Below are 20,681 nucleotides of genomic sequence, written 5' to 3'. Positions count from 1 at the left end.
GCACCCCATGCGCAAGACGGTCCTGTCCTGCTTACTCGTGCTGTCCCTGGGGGTGACGGCCGCCCCCGCCGAGGCCGACAGCACCCTGCACCGCTACGCCAGGGACACCTGGCGGTCGATGGCCGCCATGGTCGAGCCCGCCACCGGCCTGCCCGCCGACAAGGTGACGGGCGACCTGAAGACCAGGGCGCGGATCACCTCGCCCACCAACATCGCCACGTACGTGTGGAGCACCCTCGTCGCCCGCGACCTGCGCCTGATCACCGCCCGCGACGCCGCCACCAGGATCGGCAGGGTGCTGGACGCGCTGGCCCGCCTGGAGCGCAACGCCCCCACCGGCCAGTTCTACAACTGGTACGACCCGGCCACCCTCCAGCTCGCCCGCAGCTTCCCCGACTCCGGCGATCCGATCCACCCGTTCGCCTCCAGCGTGGACAACGGCTGGCTGGCCGCCGCCCTGATGATGGTCCGCAACGCCGTCCCCGCCCACGCCAGGGCGGCGAACACGCTGGTGAACTCGATGGACTTCACCGCCTACTACGACCCGGCCGCCCGCCCCGACGCCGGCACCGGCCTGCTGCGCGGCGGCTTCTGGCCGGAACCGCCGCCCAGGGACTGCAACACCCCCACCGACTACGCCGGCACCGGCGTGACCGTCTACTCCACCTGCCACCACTACGGCGCCCCCGCCGAGACCCGCATCGGCCAGTACATCGGCATCGCGCTCGGCCAGCTCCCCGCCGAGAGCTACTTCGGCCCCTACCGCACCTTCCCCGACAACGCCTGCGACTACGGCTGGCAGGAGCAGAAGCCCGTCGGCGCGTGGAAGCAGTACAGGGGCGTCAACGTCTGGGAGGGCACCTACGAATACCGCGGCATGCGGTACGTGCCCAACTGGGGCGGCTCCATGTTCGAGGCCCTGATGCCCGACCTGGTCGTCCCCGAGGCGAAGTGGGCGCCCAGGAGCTGGGGCCGCAACCACCCCGTGTTCGTGCGCGGCCAGATCGAGCACGGGCTGAACGAGGCGAAGTACGGCTACTGGGGCTTCTCCCCGTCCAACGACCCGCACGGCGGCTACAACGTCTACGGCGTGGACCAGCTCGGCATGGACGAGCCCGGCTACTCCTCCGACCGCGAGCGGACCAGCGTCGACCCCGGCTACGAGGGCTGCCGGCCCGCCCAGCCGCCGCCCGCCGCGTACGGGGACGGCGTCGTCACGCCGCACGCCAGCTTCCTGGCGCTGCCGTACGCGCAGCGCGCCGCCCTGGACAACCTGGCCAAGCTGCGCCGCGACTTCGACGCCTACGGCCCCGGCGGGTTCTACGACGCCATCGCCGTCCGCTCCGGCGTCGTCTCCAAGTGGTACCTGGCGCTCGACCAGGGCATGGCCATGGCCGCGCTGGGCAACGTGCTCACCGGCGGCAGCCTGCACCGCTACTTCGCCGGGTCCGGCGTCGAGGACAGGCTCCGGCCGGTGATGCGGCTAGAAGACTGGGACGTGCGATGAATCGAGGCGACCGTTGAAGGACCCCCTGACGCCCCCGGCCCCCACCGGCCTGCGCGCGGTCACCGGAGCGGGACACGTGACGCTCACCTGGGACCCCGTGCCCGGCGCCATCGGCTACCTCGTGCACCGGGACGGCGCGCCCGCCGTCCCCGCCGAGGTGGACGTGCCCGCCGTGCCGTCCTGCCGGTTCGTCGACACCGGCCACGGGCCCGCCGCGTACACGGTGGCGGCCCTCACGCCCGCCCAGGGCCCCTTCTGCGCCCCGGTCGAGGCGGCGCCGCTGCCCGCCGGGGACGGGGCCCGGGTCTCGGTACGGGTGGACGCCCGCCGGACGACCCGCGAGCTGCCGCGGCCGTGGGCGTACATGGTGGGCTCCGAGCACCTGTCCCACCTGCTCAGCACCGACGAGACCGGCGGCAGGCCGATCGGCGAGGAGCTGGCGGCGGCGCTGCGCATCGTGCGCGAGCAGCTCGGCGTCGGCGCCGTCCGCGCGCACGCCATCCTCGGCGACGACCTCGGCGTCTACCGGCACGGCGAGCCCTACGACTTCTCCCGCGTGGACGCCGTCTACGACCGGGTCGTCGCGCTGGGCCTGCGGCCGGTCGTGGAGCTCGGCTTCATGCCCCGCGACCTGGCCGCCGACCCGTCGAGGACCGTCTTCGACTACGCGGCCGTCATCTCGCCGCCGAAGGACTTCGAGGCGTGGGGCGACCTCGTCAGAGCCCTGGTCGAGCACCTGATCGGCCGCTACGGCCTGCGCGAGGTGGTCGGCCACTGGCCCTTCGAGGTGTGGAACGAGCCCAACCTGGACGTCTTCTGGTCCGGCACCCGAGAGGAGTACTTCCTGCTCTATGACGTCACCGCCGCCGCCGTCCGCGACGTGCACCCCGATCTGCGGGTCGGCGGCCCCGCCTCGGCCGCGAACGGCTGGGTGGCGGAGCTGCTCGCGCACGTCGCCGAGTCGGGCGCCGCGCTCGACTTCGTCTCCACCCACACCTACGGCAACGCGCCGCTCGACTGGCGTCCCGTCCTGGCGGCGCACGGGCGGGACGTGCCGATCTGGTGGACCGAGTGGGGCCCCACGCCCACCCACTTCCACGGCATCGGGGACGGGCCGTTCGGCGCGGCGTTCGTGCTGCACGGCATGAAGTCCGCCGCCGGCCGGATCGCCGCGCTGTCGCACTGGGTGGCCTCCGACCACTTCGAGGAGGTGGGCAGGCCGCCCCGGCTGTTCCACGGCGGGTTCGGCCTGCTGACCGTCGGCAACCTGCGCAAGCCCCGCTTCCACGCCCTCGCGCTCGCCGAACGGCTGGGCGACGCGGAGCTGGCCGCCGAGGTGGACGGCGACGTCGCGGGCGTCGAGGCGTGGGCCGCCAGGCACCCCGACGGCCGGGTCGGCGTGCTCGTCTGGAACGGCACGCTCAACAGCGCCCAGTCCACCGGCGCGCCCGAGCTGACCCGCGCCGTCACGCTGGCCGTCGAGGGGCTGGAGCGCCGCCCGTACACGCTGACGCACCACCGCATCGACGCCGCCCACACCAACGTGCAGGCGGCCTGGGAGGCGATGGGCGGCGGCGACTGGCCGGCCGGCGAGCAGTGGGAGGCGCTCGCCGGAGCCGACGGGCTCGACGAGCTCGCCCCGCCCGCCGCCGTCACCGGACCCGCCGTCAGCCTGGCGTTCGACCTGCCCATGCCGGGTGTGTCGTTCGTGGAGCTGACACCCTGAGTGACGGTCCTGTACGCGGGCGCACGCCGGTGAGAGCCTGTGCCCATGACCGAACCGGCCAGGGCGCTGGCCACCCGCATCGAGCGGTTCGAACAGGCCGCGGACCCAGAGCTGATCTGGGAGCCCGCGGCGCTGTCCGAGGCCGAGCAGGCGATGCGGGCGTGCGCCGGCGACCGGACCGACGCGGTCACCTGGCGGCTGATCGGGATCCTGCACCTGGCCCGCTACCGGCTCGACCCGCAGACCACCCAGGACGCCGCGGTGGCGGGCGCCTTCTTCGCCGCCGTGGCCGTGCTCGACCCCGGCCGGCTGCCCGAGAAGCTGCGCGGCTCCAACGTGCCGCCGGGCGAGTCGGCCGACACCTGGGCTGGGCTGGTGGAGGAGGTGCTGGGGCACGTCGATCCGGCCGCGTACCGGCACGTCGGGCTGCTCGTCCACGCGCTGGTACGCCGCGCCATGGCGCACCCGTCGCCGGAGGTGAGCGAGCGGCTGACCCGGCTGCTGCTCCAGGAGTCCATGGGCTCCGCCGACTCCTCCTGGGCGTCCGGCGCGCTCGGGCTGGTCGGGGCCGGGCTGGTGCGCCTGCACGCCATGACCGGCGAACGCGGCGTCATCGGCGACGCGGTGCACGTCCTGCTGCGGGCGGCCCTCGGCGACGCCGCCCACGCCGGAGAGCTGGCGACGGCGCTCGGCTCGGCGGCGCCCGACGACGAGGAGCTGGTCAGGGCGTACGTGGCGGCGGCCGAGACGCCGCCGCGCAGCCGGGAGCGGTCCCAGGCGCTGCTCACCCTGGTCGACCTCACCCAGGCGCGGGCCGCCGCCTCCTACGCGGACGGCGACCTGCTGGCGTTCATCAGGGCAGGGCAGTGCGCGCTGGACTTCTGGCACGAGCAGTGGGCGCATCCCGGCGTCGTGGCGCCGTACGCGTCGGGGCTCATCGAGTGGTACGTCGTCACGGGCGACGAACGCTCACTCGAAGCCGCCACCGAGATGCTGGAAGCGCTGCGCGTCGCGCCTGACGAGAGTGCCCGCGGGCTCGGCGCCGATTCGCTCGTCCGGCTCGGGCTGCTCGGCAAGCGCCGCTGGCGCCGCTACCTCGTCACCGGCGACCTCACCGACCTGGACGACGCCGTGGCCGTCCTGCGCCAGGCGGCCAGACGCGCCCCCGACGGCCACCCGGACCGGGCCAGGCACCTGACCACCCTGGCCAACGCCCTTCTCCGGCGGGCCGTCGTCACCGGGGGCGACCCGGCCGAACCCATCGCCGCGGCCCGCGCCGCCCTCGCCGCGCACGGGCCGCAGGACCAGGCCAGGGCGGGCACCCTCATGCTGCTCGCCCGGGCGCTCCGGCTCGGCCTCACCGCGGCGACGGCCGACGAGACCGTGACCGTCTTACGGGAAGCCCTCACGGTGGGGGAGCAGTCGGGATTCCGGGTGGAGGCGTACGGGCTGATGTCGGAGGTGCTGTGCTGGCGCGCCACCCGGACGGACGGCGAGCGGCGGGCCGACGACCTGCGCAAGGCCGGGCGCGTCACCCGGACGGACGGCGAGCGGCGGGCCGAGGACCTGCGCGAGGCCGGGCGCGTCACCCGGACGGACGGCGAGCGGCGGGCCGAGGACCTGCGCGAGGCCGTGCTCGCCGCCCGGCAGGGGGTCGAGCTGGCGTTGAAGGCCTCGCACGGCCAGCAGGGCGCGCAACGGGTGCTGTGCAGGGCGCTGCTGACCCGCTACACGGCCCAGCACGACGCCCGCGACCTCACCGAGGCGCTGTCCCTGGCCGGAGAGGACGACGCGGCGCTGCTGTCCGGGCTGGACGTGCCGCCCGCCGTGGACGAACAGCTCGCGCGCGCCGCCACCGAACTGGCGCTGCGGCTGCCGGACGAGCCGGTGGCGCTCAGGCTGCTCGCGGTGGCCGGGGCGGGGGCGGCGGAACCGGGCGAGTTCCTGCTGGAGACGGCCCAGCGGCTGACCACCGCCGGACGCCGGCGCACCGCCGCCCGGGTGCTGGAACGGGCGGTGCGGGCGTTCGAGTCGGCGAGGGCGGCGGGGCGGGCCGCGTACGCGCTGGAGGTGCTGGGCGCGGCGCACGAGGACCTCGCCGCCGCGGAGGACTCATCCCCGGCGTACGCGCGGGCCCTCACGGCGTACGAACGCTCGGCCACCCTCCACCGCTCCCTCTCCGACCCCGGCTCGGAGGCGCGCCAGCTCGGCAACATGGGCCTCGTCCACCTGCGCACCGGCGACCCCGCCCGAGCCGTCGAGCACCACCTGAGGGCCGTCGCCCTGTGCGAGGCCGCCGGGCTGCCCGCCGAGGAGGCCGCCCACCGCGAGCACGCGGCCGAGGCGTACCTGGCGCTGGGCGACCCCGCCTCCGCCGTCACCTGCGCGGCCCGCGCCCGCGAGCTGTACCAGGACACCGGCGACAGGCGGGCCGCCGCCCTGGCCCTCGTCCCCGCCGCCAGAGCCGCCGTGGACCAGGACGACCTCACCGCCGCCAACGAGCGCATGGCCGCCTGCGCCATGGAGCTGGAGGCGGCGGGGGAGTGGGAGGAGGCGTGCGGGGCGCTCGACGCGTACGCCGTCACGCTGGCGGCCGGCGGCCACCACGGCCACGCGGCGGCCTGCGAGACCCGGCTGGTGGAGATCGTGCGCCGCAGGGGGCAGCGGCGAGAGCCCGCCGACGAGTGGTACCGCCTCGGCCAGCGCCGCCGCGCCCGCGGCGACACGGGCGGCGCGAGGGTGGCGTTCGAGCTGGCGGGACGCGAGTACGAGGCGATCGCCCACCACGACGGGGCCGCGTCGGTGCGCTACAACCTGGGCGTGCTGGCGTACGCGGAGGGTGAGCCGGAGCGGGCGCTGGAGGCGTTCGAGGCGGCGGCGGAGGCGTTCGCGGGGCTGCGGGCGCCGGCCAAGGAGGCGGTCGCGCTGGTCATGCGCGCCGCCTGCCTCATCGCGCTGAACCTCGTCGAGGACGCACTCGCCGACCTCGACCGGGCCTCGGACCTGGCCGCCGCGGAAGGCGACCTGGACGCCCTCTTCACGGCCACACTCGGCCGGGCCGCCGCGGACGTCCGGCTGGGGGAGCCGCAGGAGGCGGCGGAACGCCTGTACTCGGCGCTCGGCCTGGCGTCCCAGGACCCGCTCAAGGAAGCCGTCGTCCGCGACCGCCTCGCCGCGCTCGCCGCCCGTGACGGCGACCTGCGGGCGCAGGCTTCCGAGCTGGAGGCCGCCCTGGACGGGTTCCGCGCCAGCGGCCAGGAGCGGCTGACGGCCCTCGCCTCCATCAAACTCGGCCTGGCCCTGGAGTCGCTGGGGGAGTTCCGGCGGGCGCGGGCCCGGCTGGAGGAGGGGCTGGCCGGGCTGGCCGCCGCTCCCGACCTCCGGTCATCGGGGGCGCCGTTCGAGGTCGTCGCCGCCATGGCGGGCGGTCTGGACGCCGCCCTCCTGGCCCGCCTGGCCGGTATCCAGCTCAGCCTGGGCGACCTCGTCCGCGGCCGGGCCACCCTCGCCCAGTCGGTGGCGTCCCTGCGGGCGGAGGGGCGGCCGGGGGCGGAGCTGGAGCGGCTGGAGCTGTGGTCGCGGCTGGAGGAGGCCGAGGCGGCAGGCGACCTCACCACGGCCCGCACCCTGGCAGAAGAGGCCCTCGGCGCCGCAGCCGGAAGCTCGGGTGCGGCGGCCGGTTCGGGTACGGCGGCCCCCGGCGGTGCGGCGGCCCCCGGCGGTGCGGCGGCCGGCGGGGGTGCGGCGGGCGTTGACCGGTCTCACCTCCTGGCCAAGCTGTCCGCCTGCTGCCGCGAGATGGGCGACCTGCCCGCCGCCCACGCCTACGCGGCGCGCGGCTACGAACTGCGCGACGACCGGGTCATCGAGCACCTGCGCAACCTCGGCGCGGCGGCCACGGCCATGGGACGGGCGGAGGAGGCGACCGGCCACCTCACCAAGGCGGTCTCCCTGGCCCGCGACGCGGACTCCGCGCTGCCCGCCCAGCTCGTCCGATCCCTGGCCCTGCTGGGCGCCGCCCTCACGGACCTGGGCCGCACCCAGGAGGCCGCGCGGGCGTACGAGGAGGGGCTGGCCGCCATCGGCGCGCCGATCTGGCGGGCGCTGCGGGCGCCGCTCCTGTCCGGCCTCGCCGACCTCCATCTCAGGCTCGGCGAGCCGGACGAGGCCGCCGCCTGCTACCGCGAGGCCATCGCGATCGGCGAGGAGCTGGGCCGCCGCGCCGACCTCGCCACCGCCTACGCCGACCTCGCCCTGACCTGCGAACTACGCGGCGCCACCGCCGAGGCCGTGCCGCTGGTCGAGCGCGCCCTGGAGCTGGAACGCGCCCACGGCCACGGCCGCGGAACGGTCCTGGCCCTGATCGCGCTGGGCCGCCTGGGGGCGCCGGAGCGGCTGACGGAGGCGCTCGCCCTGGCACAGGACATCGGCTTCCGCGCGGGAGAGGCCATCGCGCTGACCCACCTGGCCACCCTCAACCTGACCACCGACCTCGCCCCACCGCCCGCCACCCCGGCCTCTACCTCGCCCGCCACCTCGCCCGCCACCTCGCCCGCCACCTCGCCCGCTACCCCGCCTGCCACTTCGCCCACCGCCCCGTCCGCCGCTGCGGGCGACGCGGCCAGCGACGTCGTCGGTGCCGAGCTGGCCACCGCCTCCCGCACCCAGGCCCGCCACCGCCTCTCCACCGCCATCGACCTCCTGTCCGACCTAGGCCACGACCACCAGCTCGCCACCGCCTACCGCCACCGCTCGCTGGCCGTGGAGGGCCTCGGCGACCTCCCAGCCGCCCTGGCCGACGCCGAACGCGCCTGCGCCCTGGGCCTGGAGACGGCCCGCGACCGCACGATCCGGCTGGCCGTCCGCCTGAACCTCGGCATGACCGCCTGGACCCACGCCGAACAGTCCAAACTCAACGCCTTGAACACCACCCACCGAATCCCCACGGGCCAGGCGCCCGCCGACCTCCCGGAGCCCGAGCAGCACACCCTGCGCACCATCCGAACCCTGACCACGATCGCCCGCAACACCCGCGACCCCGACCGCGCGGCGTCCGTCTTCCGCCGGGCCCACACCGCCCAGGACGACCTCGACAGGCGCATGGACCCCGACGACGCGGCCGCCCACAGAGGCAGACCACCCACCAGAGCCCAGCTCGACGCCCTGGTGGACGTCCCCGGCCACGCCGGGGGAGCGCGGGCGCTGCTCGGGTTCCACCTGGGCGAGGGCACCGTGACGGTCCTGGCCCACCGCACGGGCTGGCCAGAGCCGCGCGCCTTCCCCACCACCGTCGGCCCGGACCTCCTGGACGCCTTCCGCCGCACCATGAACGGCCGCAGACCCGGCCTCCTCGACATCGACGCCCGCCGCCACCGCGCCGACCTCTGGCGCCGCCTGGCCGACCTCCTCCTCGCCGACGCGCTCACCGCCCTGGGCAACGGCATCGACCTGCTCCACCTGTTCCCGCACCCGGCGCTCCGCCGGATCCCCCTGCACGCCCTGTCCCCGTCCGGACACCTGCTCATCGAACGGTTCCCGGTCGCCTACGCCCCCTCAGCCACCGCCCTGATCCGCCTGGCCCGCCGCCCCCGCACCCCGCGCACCGGCTCGCTGGCCCTGGCCTTCACCACCGACCCGGCCGCCCGCCCCGTCGTGGAGGCCGAGGCCAGGGACGCGGCCACCCTGCTCGGCACCCACCCGTCCCCCGAGGCCACCGCGGATCTCCTCCAGGGCTCCTGGGACGTGCTGCACCTGGCCTGCCCGGCCGTGTACGACCACGCCGACCCGTTCGGCTCGGGCATCCGCCTGTCCGACGGCCTCCTCACGGCCCGCCACCTCATGACCATGAACGTGACCGCGGACGTAGCCCTCATCACCGCCCACGAACCACCCGCCGCAGACCCCCGAGACATGCCGAGCCCGCACACGTGGGACGGCATGACCGCACTCTCCCACGCCCTCCTCCACGCAGGCGTCCGCTCCGCCCTGCTCACCCTCTGGCCGGTGTCAGCCGAGATCACCCGAGCCCTCACCCGGGACATCCACACCCGCCTCAGCACCGGCACCACCCCGGCGCACGCCTTCCGCGCCGCCGTGCTGGCCCTGCGCGACCTCTACGGCTCCACCGAGCCGGACCTCTGGGCCTCGTACGTCTCAGTGGGCCTCTTCACGGACTCGCCCGCCCACGGAGACCCCGGCGCCAGCGTCACCAGCGCCAGATAGCCGAAGAACCCCACGGCCAGCCCCACGGCGTATCCGCCGAAAACCTCGGGCAGCTCCAGCATCGCCGTCGCCAGCCCGCCGCCCACCGCGGCCAGCACGGCCGCCAGCTCGGTCAGCCCGGTGCCCGAGCGCCGCCCGCGCAACGTCCCGTACGTGATCCAGCCGATCACCAGCCCGAAGCAGATCGCGCCGACCACCGCCATCGCCGGAACCTCCAAGTCGATCGGGCCACCCGCTCACCGGCCACCGCAAGGATCTTCGCTCACGATCGCACGCGACACCGATCACGGTCTAGAGGTAGGACTTGGCGGCGCTCACCAGCTCGGCCGCCGCGTCCCGCGTGTCCACGTACACGGCCGTGTCGGGGGTGCGCTCGCGCACGTCCTGGTCGCGGATGGCGAACACGGCGGGCGCCACGCCCACGTCGCCGTAACGGCCCGCCACGGCGGCACCGATCGCCCGGCGCACGTCGCCGACCACCTCCCGCGCGGTGTGCCCGGCCCCGGAGGCGGCGACGTAGCCGAGCATGCCGGCGAAGCGCAGCTCGCCCTCGGCGGCGGGCCGCTGCTCGGGCAGCACGGGCCGGTCCAGCCAGAACACCTTGCCCGCCAGGAACGCCTCGTAGCCGTCGCCGCCGTTTCCCTCGCGGCCGAGCACGCGGGCGGTCTCGGCGAGCAACTCGCCGAACTCGGCCAGCTCGGCCTCGGGCGGCAGGTCCGTGGTGACGAACAGGGGCACGATCAGCGAGTCGAGCATGTGACTATCCCTCCGTGAGGAGCCTCATCGTAGGATGCCGCACCGACAATCCCGGTGCGTCGGCTCACGCGCCGTCGCTGAGTTCACGAAATCGGCTGCCGAAGGGAGCTAGCGCTCGCTCCACTCACCCTCGATCGCCGAGTGCACGATCGAGTCACGCCATCCATGAGGTGTGCTCAAATGGTGCCGGATGCGCCCCTCCTCCACCATCCCCGCCGTCAGCATCGCAAGCTGCGCGGGAAGGTTGGCGGGCGACCGGGCGCCCCAGATGCGATGCAGCCCGAGCTGCTTGAACCCGAACGACAGCAGCAGCCGTACGAGGTCCGTGCCGATGCCCCGCCCCCACTGGTCGGGGTGCAGCCCGAACCCGATCTCCGCGCTGTGCGGCAGCTCGGCCTCGATGCGGAGCCTGGCCACGCCGATCACGTCGCGGTTGCCGGCGTCGACGACGGCCAGGACGTACAGGCGGCGCGGCTCGGCCAAGGCGGCCTCCATGGCCTCGTCGACGAGGTCGGTGACTTCGCGCAGGCCGCGCGGCGCGAAGGGGGCGTGCTGGAGGGCGGCGGGGTGGCTGTAGACGGTGTGCAGGGCGGGCACGTCGGCCTCCGTGACGTCACGGAGGCCGAGTCGTTCGCCATTGCAGACCACACGGCGCATGCGGAGAAGGTAACGCGAGTCCAGTGATCTTTACAAGCCCTTGTCAAGTGGCGAGTTGACTCCCGTAAGCTCGCGCGACAAGTTCTGCGACGGCGCTGTGCGCGCCGAGCGGGTCGGCGTGGCCGGCGTTGATCGACGCGGCGGCCTGCTCGACGACGCCCGCGGGGGTTTCGTGACCGATCACGCAGGGCGCGATGGCCAGCCGCTCGGCGCCCGCGGCGCGCAGCCGCTGGGCGGCGACGCCGACGCCGGGGTCGCTGTCCAGCGAGGCGGCGACCACGGGCAGCGTGAGCCGGGACGCCAGGAGCACCGCGGTGGCCTGCACGGCGTGCACCGCGCGGGGCCCGCCGGCGGTGGCGAGGATGACGGCGTCCACGGGGCTGGAGACGTTCAGCAGGCGGACGCGGTCGGCCCTGGCCAGGCCGCGTTCGGCCAGCCGGATGTGCAGGGCCTCGGCCAGCAGCGGGTGCGGCCCGAGCGCCTCGGTGACGACGGCCCCCGAGCCGCTGGCGGCGACGGCCTTGCCGATCTCGGCCATGATGACGGGATCGTCCCAGGTGAGCAGGGGCACGACGACGGCGTCGCGGCCCGCGGGCAGGGAGTCCGCCAGGTCGGTGATGCTCGTCAGACGCACCTCGATCTGCGGGTTGTCGACCCGGACCACGGCCGCGATCTCCTCGGCCACGCCGGCGGTGCCGCCGGGGGTGGCGAGCACGAGCACGGGGGCGTCGGGCGGCAAGGACGTGGGCACGGGACGGCGGTGGCGACCGCCGCCCGGCCGAGGGGAACGTTCTCGTACAGGCAGGCTCACAGGCGCGCAGTTTATGCCGTTTCGCCGCTGCTTGTTCTGGGAATCGATGGCGATTCCGTCACAACCCCTACCTGGACGGTATGACCACTGACTGCGGGTTGCCGGGCGCGTACACCGTGATGCCCTGCGGCAGCGATCTGAGCTTCTCGATCTCGGCGCACGCGGGGCACTTGTCGTAGCCGTTCTGCCGGGCCAGGTTCGCCTCCGCCTCGGCCTCGGCCTGCGCCACCTTGGCCTCGGCCTCGGAGACGGCGGCGGCGGCCGTCAGCGACCTGTCCACCGCCTTCTGCACGTCGGCGGGCAGCGTCACCTTGACCAGCGTGAACCGCAGGCCGGTGAGGAAGGTGCCGCCGAGCATGACGGGCAGGTCGCGGGCGAGCGTGGCGTTGACGGCGTCCTGCACTCTGGTGATGTTGGCGTTGCTGTCCTGCGGCTGCAGCGCGGAGCTCTTCAGCAGCGAGCAGGACGGCACCAGCTCGACGCAGCGCATGGCGCCGATCTGGCCGCGCAGCGCGTTGTCGATCACGGGCCGGACGGCCTGGCCGAAGAACGCGCTCCAGCCTTCGTCGCCGTCCCAGGGGTGCAGCGAGGTGTCGTCCCCGGCGCGGAAGGTCCTGGTGCCGTACTTGTCGTCGAACTTCTTCAGCGTCTCGTGGTCCAGGTTGAGCGTGAAGTAGAGGGTGCCTTCGATGCCCAGGTTCACGCCGTCGCTGCTGGGCACCGTCACCACGTCCACCCCGAGCGCGGTGGCGCGCTTGGCGTCGGCGGTGATCGTGTAGAAGCGCTGCTGCGCCGGGTAGAGGTGGACGGCGGACCACATGCCGGTCCAGGTCAGGCCGGAGCCGGGGTCGATCACCTGGCGGACCTTGTTGTCGTCGAGCGGGCCGCCGTCGCGCACGACGGCCACCTCGCCGCCGCCGGTGCTCTCCATCCCGCCCAGGGCCCCGATGATCAGGGGGATCGCGAGGATCGCAGCGGCGATGGCCAGTGCTGTTCTCATACGGACCCTTTCCGCGCGGGCGGCGTTGGCAGCCGCCGCCCGCGCTCCTTCGCGGCATTCGCGGCGTCGGGGGCTTTCGTGTGACGGGCTAGGCGTACGGGCCCACCTGCGGGGTCTTGGTCCTGGACGGCGGCTCGGCCAGGTCGAGGTCACGGGTCTCCGGCGCGATGGCCAGGCCCACGGCGGTGATGGCCAGCGCGACGACCACGTAGATCGAGACCGCGACCGTCGTCTGGAACGTCTGGAAGAGCTGCAACGCGATGATCGGGGCCAGCGCGCCGCCGACGATCCCGGCGACCTGGTACCCCATGGACGCGCCGCTGTAGCGCAGCCGGGTGCTGAACAGCTCGGCGATGAACGCGGCCTGCGGGCCGTACATGGCGGCGTGGGTGATCAGCGCCACCACGGCGGCCAGCGCGATGAGCGGGAAGGACTTGGTGTCGAGCAGCGGGAAGAAGGCGAACACCCACACCGCCGCCGCGACGACGCCGGCGAAGTAGACGGGACGGCGGCCGTACCGGTCGGACAGCGCGCCGGCCAGCGGGATCAGCCCGAGTTGCAGCGCCGAGCCGATGAGCACGGCGTTCAGCGCGTACGAGCGAGGCAGGTCGAGCTGGCCGGTGATGTAGACGATGATGTACGCGGTGAAGGTGTAGAACGCGACGTCCACCCCGATCCGCGCGGTGAAGGCCGACAGCAGCGCGCGCGGGTGCGTGCGCAGCACCTCCAGCAGCGGCATCCTCGCCTTGGCACCCTTCTGCTCCAGCTCGGCGAACAGCGGCGACTCGGTGATCCGCAGCCGCACCCACAGGCCGACGAACACCAGCGCCCCGGACAGCAGGAACGGCACCCGCCAGCCCCAGGACAGGAACGCCGCGTCCGACAGCGTGAAGGACAGGATGGTCAGCAGGCCGGTGGCCAGCACGTACCCGGCGGGCACGCCGACCTGCGGCCAGCTCGCGTTGAAGCCGCGGCGGCGGCCGTCGCCGTGCTCCAGCGACATGATCACCGCGCCGCCCCACTCGCCGCCGAGCCCGAGCCCCTGCACGAACCGCAGCAGCGCGAGCAGGACGGGGGCCAGCACGCCCACGGCGGCGTAGCCGGGCAGCACCCCGATGAGGAACGTCGAGACGCCCATCACCAGCAGCGTCACCACCAGCACGGTCTTACGGCCGGCCCGGTCGCCGAAGTGCCCGAACACGATGCCGCCGAGCGGCCTGGCCACGAACGCCACGGCGTTGGTGGTCAGCGACGCCACGACGGCGGTGAACGGGTCGAGCGACGGGAAGAACAGCGTGGGGAAGACCAGGGTCGCCGCGGTGGTGTAGAGGAAGAAGTCGTACCACTCCAGCGAGGTGCCGATCAGGCTGGCGAGGATCACCCGCCGTGTCTGTTGGGGGGAGCCTGACATCCGATCGCTCCTTGAGTTAGAGGGGGGATAAGCATCAACATATGAATCGTTGAACAATTCGACAAGAGGTTTGCTCCATGATTCCCTGTTAATTGTGGATAACGTGGTTGCCGACCTCTCCCAGGACCGCTCCCGGCTGGGTCGCAGCAGCACGGCGGAGCGAGTGGCCGACATCCTGCGCGACCGCATCAGCGAGGGCTTCTTCCAGCCCGGCCAGCGGCTGTCGGAGGAGTCGATCTCGGAAGGGCTCGGCGTGTCACGCAACACGCTGCGCGAGGCGTTCCGGCTGCTCGGCCACGAGGGGCTGCTGGAGCACCGGCTCAACCGGGGGGTGTTCGTCCGGCTGCCCTCGGTCGAGGACGTGCTCGACCTCTACCGCGTTCGCCGCGTCCTGGAGGGCGCCGCCGTACGGCGTAAGCCGTCGGAGGAGGCGCTGACCTTGATCAAGGAGGCGGTGGCCGACGCCCGCAGAGCCGTCGCCGCCGACGACTGGCAGGCCGTCGGCACCGCCAACATCCGCTTCCACCAGGCGCTCGTCTCGCTGAACGACAGCCCGCGGATCGACGAGGCCATGCGCCAGCTCCTGGCCGAGCTGCGCCTGGTCTTCCACGTCATGGAGAACCCGCGGGCCTTCCACGAGCCGTTCGTCGAGCGCAACCTCGCGCTGATCGAGCTGATCGAGTCGGGGCGGCCCGATGAGGCCGCCGCCTACCTCGACGACTACCTGCACCATGCCGAGCGGCTGCTCATCCACGCCTACGAGCCGAACCGCTAACGTGGGCCCATGGAGCGGATCTTCACCCTCGACGAGGCCCGCGCGCTGCTCCCCGCCGTCATCGAGCAGGCCGCGGAGCTGATCGCGGCCCGTGCCGACCTGGCCGAGATCGACTTCCAGCGGCGCGCCGGCGGCCGGTCCGAGCTGGGCGGCCTGCCCGAGCTGAAGGGGCTGCAGGCCAGGATCGAGGAGATCCTGAGCGGCTGGAACGAGCAGGGCATCGAGGTCAAGGGCATCGCGCCGGTGCTGGTCGACTTCCCCTCGCTGCTCGACGGCGCCTCCGTGCGGCTGTGCTGGATCGAGGGCGAGCGCGAGCTGGGCTGGTATCACCGTACGGAGCTGGGCTTCGCCGGCCGCCGTCCCCTGTGATGGCCCTTGACATAGTTCGTCATGGCCTGTATTCAACTTATAGGTTGATTAACCAGGAGGTTGAATACAATGCTCCTCGAGAACAAGATCGCCGTCGTATACGGCGCAGGCGGATTCATCGGCGGCGCGGCGGCCAGGGCCTTCGCCCGCGAAGGCGCCCGCGTCTTCCTCGCCGGACGCACCCGCGACAAGCTCGACGCGCTCGCCGCCGCCCTTCCCGGAGCGGAGGCCGCCCAGGTCGACGCGCTCGACGAGGCCGCCGTCGACGCCTTCACCGGCTCCGTCGCCGAACGTGCGGGCCGCATCGACGTCTCCTTCAACGCCATCGGCATCCAGGACGTGCAACGCCCGCTCGGCGAGATCTCCGCCGCCGAGTTCCTGCGGCCGATCGAGGTGGCCACCCGCACCCAGTTCCTCACGGCCAGGGCCGCCGTCCGGCACATGGTGCCCGGCGGCGGAGTCATCCTCATGTTCGGCGGCGGCGGGCCGCAGACCCAGCCCGGGCTCGGCGGGCTCAAGGTGGCGCTCGACGCCATGGAGAGCATGCGGCGCCAGTTCGCGTGCGAGTACGGCCCGGCCGGCGTCCGCGTCCTCACCCTGGTCACCGGCGGCATCCCGGAAAGCCTGCCGGAGGGCTTCGCTCCCAGGGACGAGATCGCCGCCGCCATCGCCGAGGCCACCCTGCTCAAGCGCGCCGCCACGCTCGCCGACGTCGGGAACGTGGCCGCGTTCGCCGCCTCCGACCTGGCCGCCGCCATGACCTCGGCCACCCTCAACCTCTCCTGCGGCACGATCGTGGACCACTAGGGTGATCGCACCGTCCGCCTGACAGGAAGACCGCCGAGCATGCCCGACGACCAGCTCAGCCTCACCTTCGCCGCGCTCGCCGACCCGACGCGGCGGGCGATCCTGGCGCGGCTGGCCGAGGGGGAGGCGACCGTCAACGAGCTGGCGGAGCCGTTCGAGATGAGCCTCCAGGCGGTCTCCAAGCACCTCAAGGTGCTGGAGCGGGCGGGCCTGATCAGCAGGGGCCGCGACGCCCAGTGGCGGCCCTGCCGCCTGGAGACCGCGCCGCTGGAGACCGCCTCCGCCTGGATCGACCGCTACCGCGACCGCTGGAGCGGCCGGTTCGACCGGCTGGAACAAGAGATCCGGCGCATTCAGGAAGGACCCTCAGCGTGACCGGCACCGAGCTCCTGATCGAGCCGGGACGGCAGGACATCGTCAGGAAAAGGACCTCAGCGTGACCGACACCGACTTCGTGATCGAGCCCGGACGGCAGGACATCGTCATGATCCGGCACTTCGACGCCCCGCCTGACCTGGTCTTCCGCGTCGTCACGGATCCGGCGCTGATCCCGCGATGGTGGGGGCCGAACTTCCTGACCACCCGCGTCGACCGCATGGAGGTCACGCCGGGCGGGCGGTGGCGGTTCGTCAACGCCGACGCCCGGGGCCGGGAGTGGGGCTTCAGCGGCGTCTACCACGCCGTCGTCCCGCCCGAGCGTTACGTACGGACGTGGGAGTTCGAAGGCGCGCCCGAGGAGGTGGCGCTGGAGACCGTCACCCTGACGCAGACGGACGGCCGGACCCGCTACACCGCCCGCTCCGTGCACCCGACCGTGGAGGCCCGCGACGCGATCATCCGCGCCGACGGGCCCCGCGGCGGCCGGGAGTCGATGGACCGGCTCGCCGCCCTGCTCGTGTCCCATCTGTGACCAACCGGCCACGGCGGGTCCGACTCTAAGGGGGTGAGGGAAAGGACCACAGCCATGAGGCACTCCTCACTGATCGCCGTCGCACTCCTCGCGCCCGCGGTCATCGCCACCCCGACACGCGCTTTTGCCGCCCCGGCACCCGCGGCCCTCACCACCCCGACACACCCGGCCATCGCTACCCAGGCACACGTCTGGGGCGCGCAACCGGTGGCCAGAGCCGCCTGGATCAAGAGCTGCCACGACAAGAAACGCCAGGACACCGACCCCTGCGGCGCCTGGCGCCTGAGCCTGCGCGACGGCCGCCAGGTCACCGTGCGCGCCGCCGCGGCCCGAGGCGTCGACGGCAAGGGCCGCCGTGCGCACCACGCGGGCACGTTCGCCGTCAGCGGTGACGGCAGCGTCATCCTGTACGAACGCGCCCGCGACCACCGCCTGGTCGTCCAGCCCGTCGCCGGCGGCCCGCCCACCGCACTGCCCCGGTCCGCCAGACCCGCGGGCATCGGCAGCGACGAGATGGCCGTCCGCCTGTCCCTGTCGGGGGACCGGGTGCTGATCGACTACTACGACGACGAGGACCGCCTGCCCACCAAGGTCGTCACCGCCGCCAGCGGAGAGACAGTCACGCTGCCGCCCAGGTACGGGGTGCTCGGCTTCAGCGCCGACGGCGGCGAAGTGCTGGCCACCCGGCAGATGGACGACAACACCACCACCCTGTACGCCCTCGGGGCCGGTGGTGACTCGATCCGCAGCACGCCGCCCCAGGTCGTCGTGAACGCCGCCGCCTGGGCGCTGGCCGCCGACGGGACCACGGTGGCGGTGCTCGTGCAGGGGGACAGGGCGCGGATCCGTACCTATGACCTGGCGACGGGGGAGTTGTCGGAGGGGGTGGACGTGCCGGTCGGAGGTGGCTTGTCGCCTTCGAGCGCGTGGTGGGAGGGGGCTCGGCTCAGGGTGACCTATGCGAAGACCGCTGATGTGGGGAACTCGGCGGTGATACGGGTGCTCACCGTCGGTCCCGGGCACGGGCTGGTCACTCAGGACGAGACGTACAAGATCGGTAAGAACTACACGTTCGCGGTTGCGGGGGAGTGAACGACATGCGCTTCAAGACCATCACCACACTGGCCATCGCCTCGGCCCTGACCTCAGCCCTCGCCCCGGCCCTCACCTGGCCGGCGTCCGCCCACACTGCGCCTGTGCACGCAGCGCCTGTGCACGCACCGTCCGCCCACACCGCCCACGACCACAGCATCCGGTACGCCTCCATCAAGAGCTGCCCCGTCAAGGGCGGCGGTGCCAGGCCGTGCGGCGACTGGCGGCTCGTCATGCACGACGGCAGCCGCACCATCCTGCCCGACGCCCAAGGCGTGGCGAAGGAGGCTGACGGCTCGCCCAACCGCTACGTCCCCGCCCCGGTCGCGGTCAGCGGGAACGGCCGGCGGGTGGCGTACTTCACCGAACAGGGACCCCTGGCCGTGCGCACCCTCGGCGGCGGCGTCAAGCGGCTCGCGGCGGACGCGCTGCCCAAGGTGGCGCAGTACGAGGTGACGCTGCTGCTGTCCGACGACGGCGCCCGGCTCGCCGCGGTCGTCGGCGGCGACAAACCCTCCGGAACCCGCATCTTCGACACGGCCACCGGCAACCTGCTCGGCACCCTGCCTCCCGAGTCGTCGGTGCTCGGCTTCAGCGGCGACGGCGACGAGCTGCTGGCCACCGCCGAGGGCGCCGAGAACGTCACCGACCTGGTCATCCACTCCGGCACCGGCGAGGAGCTGCGGCGCGTCACCCCGCCGCAGGTCATCGCGGCCAACGTCCCGCAGGCGCTGGCCGGTGACGGGCGTACCGTGGCCAGCCTGCTGTCCGGCTCCAAGGCGGAGCTGGTCACCTACGACTCGCAGGGCGACCAGCTCGCCGGCCGCATGCGCGTCAAGCTGCCCGCCGGGGATGTGCAGATGCTCGACTGGACGGGCGACACGCAGGTCACCGCCCACCTGGCCAGCGACGTGTCCGGCTCGACCCGGATGACGATCGTGCAGATCGACACGGCGACGGGCACGGTGCGGGTCCGCGACCGGTACACGGTCCTGCGCGACTCGTTCTTCTTCGCGGCCTGCGGCGGCTGACCGGCTCCGGCGGCTGACCGGCTCCGGCGGCGAAGCGCTTCGGCCACACCGCCCTGCTGCTCCGGCATACCCTGCAACGGTGAAGGTGTTCTCGACCAAGGCGATGGCCGTGCGGGCCGTGGACCTGTGCGTGGCGCTGCTGTACGAGCCGCCGTCCGTCGCCTCGGTGACACAGGTTCTACGCGAACACGGCGAAACCGGAGAACTCCACCTCACCGACGACGACGTGACCGCGATGCGCACGGCAGCGGCACACCTGCGCGACGTGCTGGCCGCCGCCACCACCGGCGAGGCGGCGGCCCAGCTCAACCAGCTCCTCGCAGACTCCGCCCGTCCTCCCCGCCTGACCAGCCACAACGGGACGACCAGCTGGCACCTGCACGTCGACGGCGCGGACGACGCTCCATGGGCGGAGTGGTTCCTGACGTCGTCGGCCATGGCCCTGGCAGTACTGCTCGCCGACCAGCAACGGATACCGGGCGGGCTGTGCGCGTCGGCTGGCTGCGGACGACCGTACCTCGACGTGGGCGGCGGCAGCCCCCGCCGCTACTGCAGCACCCGCTGCGCCACCAGGGAACGCGTCGCCGCCCACCGCTCCCGCACCTCCCCCGCCACCCGCTGACCTCCGCGCCACCCGCTGACCTCCGCGCCACCCGTTGGTCTCCGCGCCGCCCGCTGACGTCCCCGCCACCCGCGGACCTTCCCGCCACCCGCGGACGCGCTGATGCACCCGCCACCTGCTGACCTCCGCCACCTGCTGACCTCGGCCGCTCACGCACCTCGCCGCCGCCAGCCAAGCCACGCAGGTCACCCGCCACCGACTGGCCGCCGCACGCCCACCCACCGCGGGGCGACGAGCACCGCGACGGCGAGCGCCTGCAGCGCCGCACCGGTCACCAGCGCGAGACTCACCGAGTACGCGGCCAGCGGCCCCGCCAGCGCCGCACCGATCGCGAATGAGGTGATCTTCAAACTGGCCCCCGTGGTGAAGACTTGACCTCGCAGCCGGGCGGGCGCTTCGCGATGACGTACCGCGAAGAGCGCGGTGAGCTGCGGCCCCTCACCCACCCCCGCCACCGCGGCCCCCACCACGGCCATCCAGTACGTCCCCGAGAGGGCCATCACCACCATCCCGGCCCCCAGCACCGCCGTCCCGGCAGCCTGCACGCCTTCCCACCAAGAGACCGTGCCGCCCCGCCGGGAGGCAACGGCCAGCGCGGCGTTGGCCACCAGCCCGGCCGCGGCGGTGACGGCCAGCAACAACGCGCCAAGCCCGCTCCCCCCGCTCACCCGGGCACCGAGCACAGGCGCGGACACGACCATCATGGCCAGCCCGCAACACGACACCATGGACGCCGAAGTGGCCCGCCGCAAAGGCCCGTTCGACACGATCGCCCGAAACCCGGCCCGCACCTCGTCCCGGACGACGCGCCACCCACCCACCGCGCGCCGCCCGACAGAGGACGGCCCCTGGCTGCCGGCATCGGAAGGCACACCAGCCGAGGGCAGCCCGAAAGCGGCAGGCATCGCGACGACCAGCAACCCGACACTCACCATCACCGCCATCACACCCCAACCAGCCACACCCCAACCAGCCACACCCCAGC

17 protein-coding genes and 1 pseudogene are annotated in these 20,681 nt (G+C 73.6%); 11 read left to right on the top strand and 7 right to left on the bottom strand.

Translation table 11 applies throughout. The features are described 5' to 3' along the window. Window positions 1–7 precede the first annotated feature (7 nt). From FXF51_RS50175 to FXF51_RS50165, 3 genes are read left to right on the top strand one after another with little or no spacing between them, the layout of a single operon-like run. Complete coding sequence (locus FXF51_RS50175) at window positions 8–1,507, top strand: glucoamylase family protein (protein ID WP_148441925.1); 1,500 nt, start codon at window positions 8–10, stop codon at window positions 1,505–1,507. A 13-nt stretch (window positions 1,508–1,520) separates the two neighbouring features. Further along, window positions 1,521–3,233, top strand: a complete 1,713-nt coding sequence (locus FXF51_RS50170; protein ID WP_148441924.1) for a GH39 family glycosyl hydrolase — start codon at window positions 1,521–1,523, stop codon at window positions 3,231–3,233. A 45-nt stretch (window positions 3,234–3,278) separates the two neighbouring features. After that, the gene (locus FXF51_RS50165; RefSeq protein WP_148441923.1) at window positions 3,279–9,455 is read left to right on the top strand and encodes a CHAT domain-containing protein; all 6,177 of its coding nucleotides are present in this window, start codon (window positions 3,279–3,281) and stop codon (window positions 9,453–9,455) included. Here FXF51_RS50165 and FXF51_RS50160 read toward each other — a convergent pair. The 6 genes from FXF51_RS50160 to FXF51_RS50135 form a co-directional block, all read right to left on the bottom strand. Further along, window positions 9,347–9,658, bottom strand: coding sequence for a hypothetical protein (locus FXF51_RS50160; RefSeq protein WP_148441922.1), 312 nt, complete (start codon window positions 9,656–9,658; stop codon window positions 9,347–9,349). The two genes, FXF51_RS50165 and FXF51_RS50160, sit on opposite strands and share 109 nt — an antisense overlap. 88 nt (window positions 9,659–9,746) lie before the next feature. Further along, complete coding sequence (locus tag FXF51_RS50155) at window positions 9,747–10,211, bottom strand: hypothetical protein (RefSeq protein ID WP_148441921.1); 465 nt, start codon at window positions 10,209–10,211, stop codon at window positions 9,747–9,749. 108 nt (window positions 10,212–10,319) lie between these two features. Continuing rightward, window positions 10,320–10,868, bottom strand: a complete 549-nt coding sequence (locus FXF51_RS50150; RefSeq protein WP_148441920.1) for a GNAT family N-acetyltransferase — start codon at window positions 10,866–10,868, stop codon at window positions 10,320–10,322. A 43-nt stretch (window positions 10,869–10,911) separates the two neighbouring features. After that, window positions 10,912–11,619, bottom strand: a complete 708-nt coding sequence (locus FXF51_RS50145) for a sirohydrochlorin chelatase (RefSeq protein WP_262380411.1) — start codon at window positions 11,617–11,619, stop codon at window positions 10,912–10,914. A gap of 127 nt (window positions 11,620–11,746) precedes the next feature. After that, window positions 11,747–12,679, bottom strand: a complete 933-nt coding sequence (locus FXF51_RS50140; protein WP_148441919.1) for an SPFH domain-containing protein — start codon at window positions 12,677–12,679, stop codon at window positions 11,747–11,749. An 88-nt stretch (window positions 12,680–12,767) separates the two neighbouring features. Continuing rightward, a complete protein-coding gene (locus FXF51_RS50135; RefSeq protein ID WP_222871824.1) occupies window positions 12,768–14,090 on the bottom strand; it encodes an MFS transporter in 1,323 nt (440 codons plus the stop codon). Window positions 14,091–14,184: 94 nt separating this feature from the next. Here FXF51_RS50135 and FXF51_RS50130 point away from each other — a divergent pair, with 94 nt between their 5' ends. The 8 genes from FXF51_RS50130 to FXF51_RS50095 all read left to right on the top strand — a co-directional run bounded on the left by FXF51_RS50130 (window position 14,185) and on the right by FXF51_RS50095 (window position 19,696). Next, a complete protein-coding gene (locus tag FXF51_RS50130; RefSeq protein ID WP_262380410.1) occupies window positions 14,185–14,865 on the top strand; it encodes a GntR family transcriptional regulator in 681 nt (226 codons plus the stop codon). A gap of 9 nt (window positions 14,866–14,874) precedes the next feature. After that, window positions 14,875–15,234 (top strand): DUF2203 domain-containing protein, encoded by a 360-nt coding sequence (locus FXF51_RS50125; RefSeq protein WP_148441918.1) that lies wholly within the window; start codon window positions 14,875–14,877, stop codon window positions 15,232–15,234. Between the two features lie 69 nt (window positions 15,235–15,303). Further along, the gene (locus FXF51_RS50120; protein ID WP_148441917.1) at window positions 15,304–16,041 is read left to right on the top strand and encodes an SDR family oxidoreductase; all 738 of its coding nucleotides are present in this window, start codon (window positions 15,304–15,306) and stop codon (window positions 16,039–16,041) included. A 39-nt stretch (window positions 16,042–16,080) separates the two neighbouring features. Beyond that, complete coding sequence (locus tag FXF51_RS50115) at window positions 16,081–16,416, top strand: ArsR/SmtB family transcription factor (protein ID WP_148441916.1); 336 nt, start codon at window positions 16,081–16,083, stop codon at window positions 16,414–16,416. 61 nt (window positions 16,417–16,477) lie between these two features. Further along, a complete protein-coding gene (locus FXF51_RS50110) occupies window positions 16,478–16,951 on the top strand; it encodes an SRPBCC family protein (RefSeq protein ID WP_148441915.1) in 474 nt (157 codons plus the stop codon). A 54-nt stretch (window positions 16,952–17,005) separates the two neighbouring features. Then, window positions 17,006–18,043: a hypothetical protein gene (locus tag FXF51_RS50105; RefSeq protein WP_148441914.1), complete on the top strand. Its 1,038-nt coding sequence runs from the start codon at window positions 17,006–17,008 to the stop codon at window positions 18,041–18,043. 5 nt (window positions 18,044–18,048) lie between these two features. Then, window positions 18,049–19,074, top strand: coding sequence for a hypothetical protein (locus tag FXF51_RS50100; RefSeq protein WP_148441913.1), 1,026 nt, complete (start codon window positions 18,049–18,051; stop codon window positions 19,072–19,074). Window positions 19,075–19,153: 79 nt separating this feature from the next. Then, window positions 19,154–19,696: a CGNR zinc finger domain-containing protein gene (locus tag FXF51_RS50095; RefSeq protein ID WP_262380409.1), complete on the top strand. Its 543-nt coding sequence runs from the start codon at window positions 19,154–19,156 to the stop codon at window positions 19,694–19,696. Between the two features lie 185 nt (window positions 19,697–19,881). Here the strand turns inward: FXF51_RS50095 and FXF51_RS50090 are convergent. Continuing rightward, a pseudogene (locus tag FXF51_RS50090) lies at window positions 19,882–20,681 on the bottom strand (hypothetical protein); the annotation flags it as partial.

The sequence above is a fragment of the Nonomuraea sp. PA05 genome, from assembly GCF_008086045.1.
GTDB lineage: Bacteria > Actinomycetota > Actinomycetes > Streptosporangiales > Streptosporangiaceae > Nonomuraea > Nonomuraea monospora.
This window is presented reverse-complemented; position numbering and strand designations above follow the sequence as displayed.

What these genes read in the sequence shown, in the direction of transcription:
- FXF51_RS50175 (WP_148441925.1), top strand. Translation starts at nt 8, where the DNA reads ATGCGCAAGACGGTCCTGTCCTGCTTACTCGTGCTGTCCCTGGGGGTG.
- FXF51_RS50165 (WP_148441923.1), top strand. Translation starts at nt 3,279, where the DNA reads ATGACCGAACCGGCCAGGGCGCTGGCCACCCGCATCGAGCGGTTCGAA.
- FXF51_RS50160 (WP_148441922.1), bottom strand. Translation starts at nt 9,658, where the DNA reads ATGGCGGTGGTCGGCGCGATCTGCTTCGGGCTGGTGATCGGCTGGATC.
- FXF51_RS50155 (WP_148441921.1), bottom strand. Translation starts at nt 10,211, where the DNA reads ATGCTCGACTCGCTGATCGTGCCCCTGTTCGTCACCACGGACCTGCCG.
- FXF51_RS50150 (WP_148441920.1), bottom strand. Translation starts at nt 10,868, where the DNA reads ATGCGCCGTGTGGTCTGCAATGGCGAACGACTCGGCCTCCGTGACGTC.
- FXF51_RS50140 (WP_148441919.1), bottom strand. Translation starts at nt 12,679, where the DNA reads ATGAGAACAGCACTGGCCATCGCCGCTGCGATCCTCGCGATCCCCCTG.
- FXF51_RS50135 (WP_222871824.1), bottom strand. Translation starts at nt 14,090, where the DNA reads ATGTCAGGCTCCCCCCAACAGACACGGCGGGTGATCCTCGCCAGCCTG.
- FXF51_RS50125 (WP_148441918.1), top strand. Translation starts at nt 14,875, where the DNA reads ATGGAGCGGATCTTCACCCTCGACGAGGCCCGCGCGCTGCTCCCCGCC.
- FXF51_RS50120 (WP_148441917.1), top strand. Translation starts at nt 15,304, where the DNA reads ATGCTCCTCGAGAACAAGATCGCCGTCGTATACGGCGCAGGCGGATTC.
- FXF51_RS50115 (WP_148441916.1), top strand. Translation starts at nt 16,081, where the DNA reads ATGCCCGACGACCAGCTCAGCCTCACCTTCGCCGCGCTCGCCGACCCG.
- FXF51_RS50105 (WP_148441914.1), top strand. Translation starts at nt 17,006, where the DNA reads ATGAGGCACTCCTCACTGATCGCCGTCGCACTCCTCGCGCCCGCGGTC.
- FXF51_RS50100 (WP_148441913.1), top strand. Translation starts at nt 18,049, where the DNA reads ATGCGCTTCAAGACCATCACCACACTGGCCATCGCCTCGGCCCTGACC.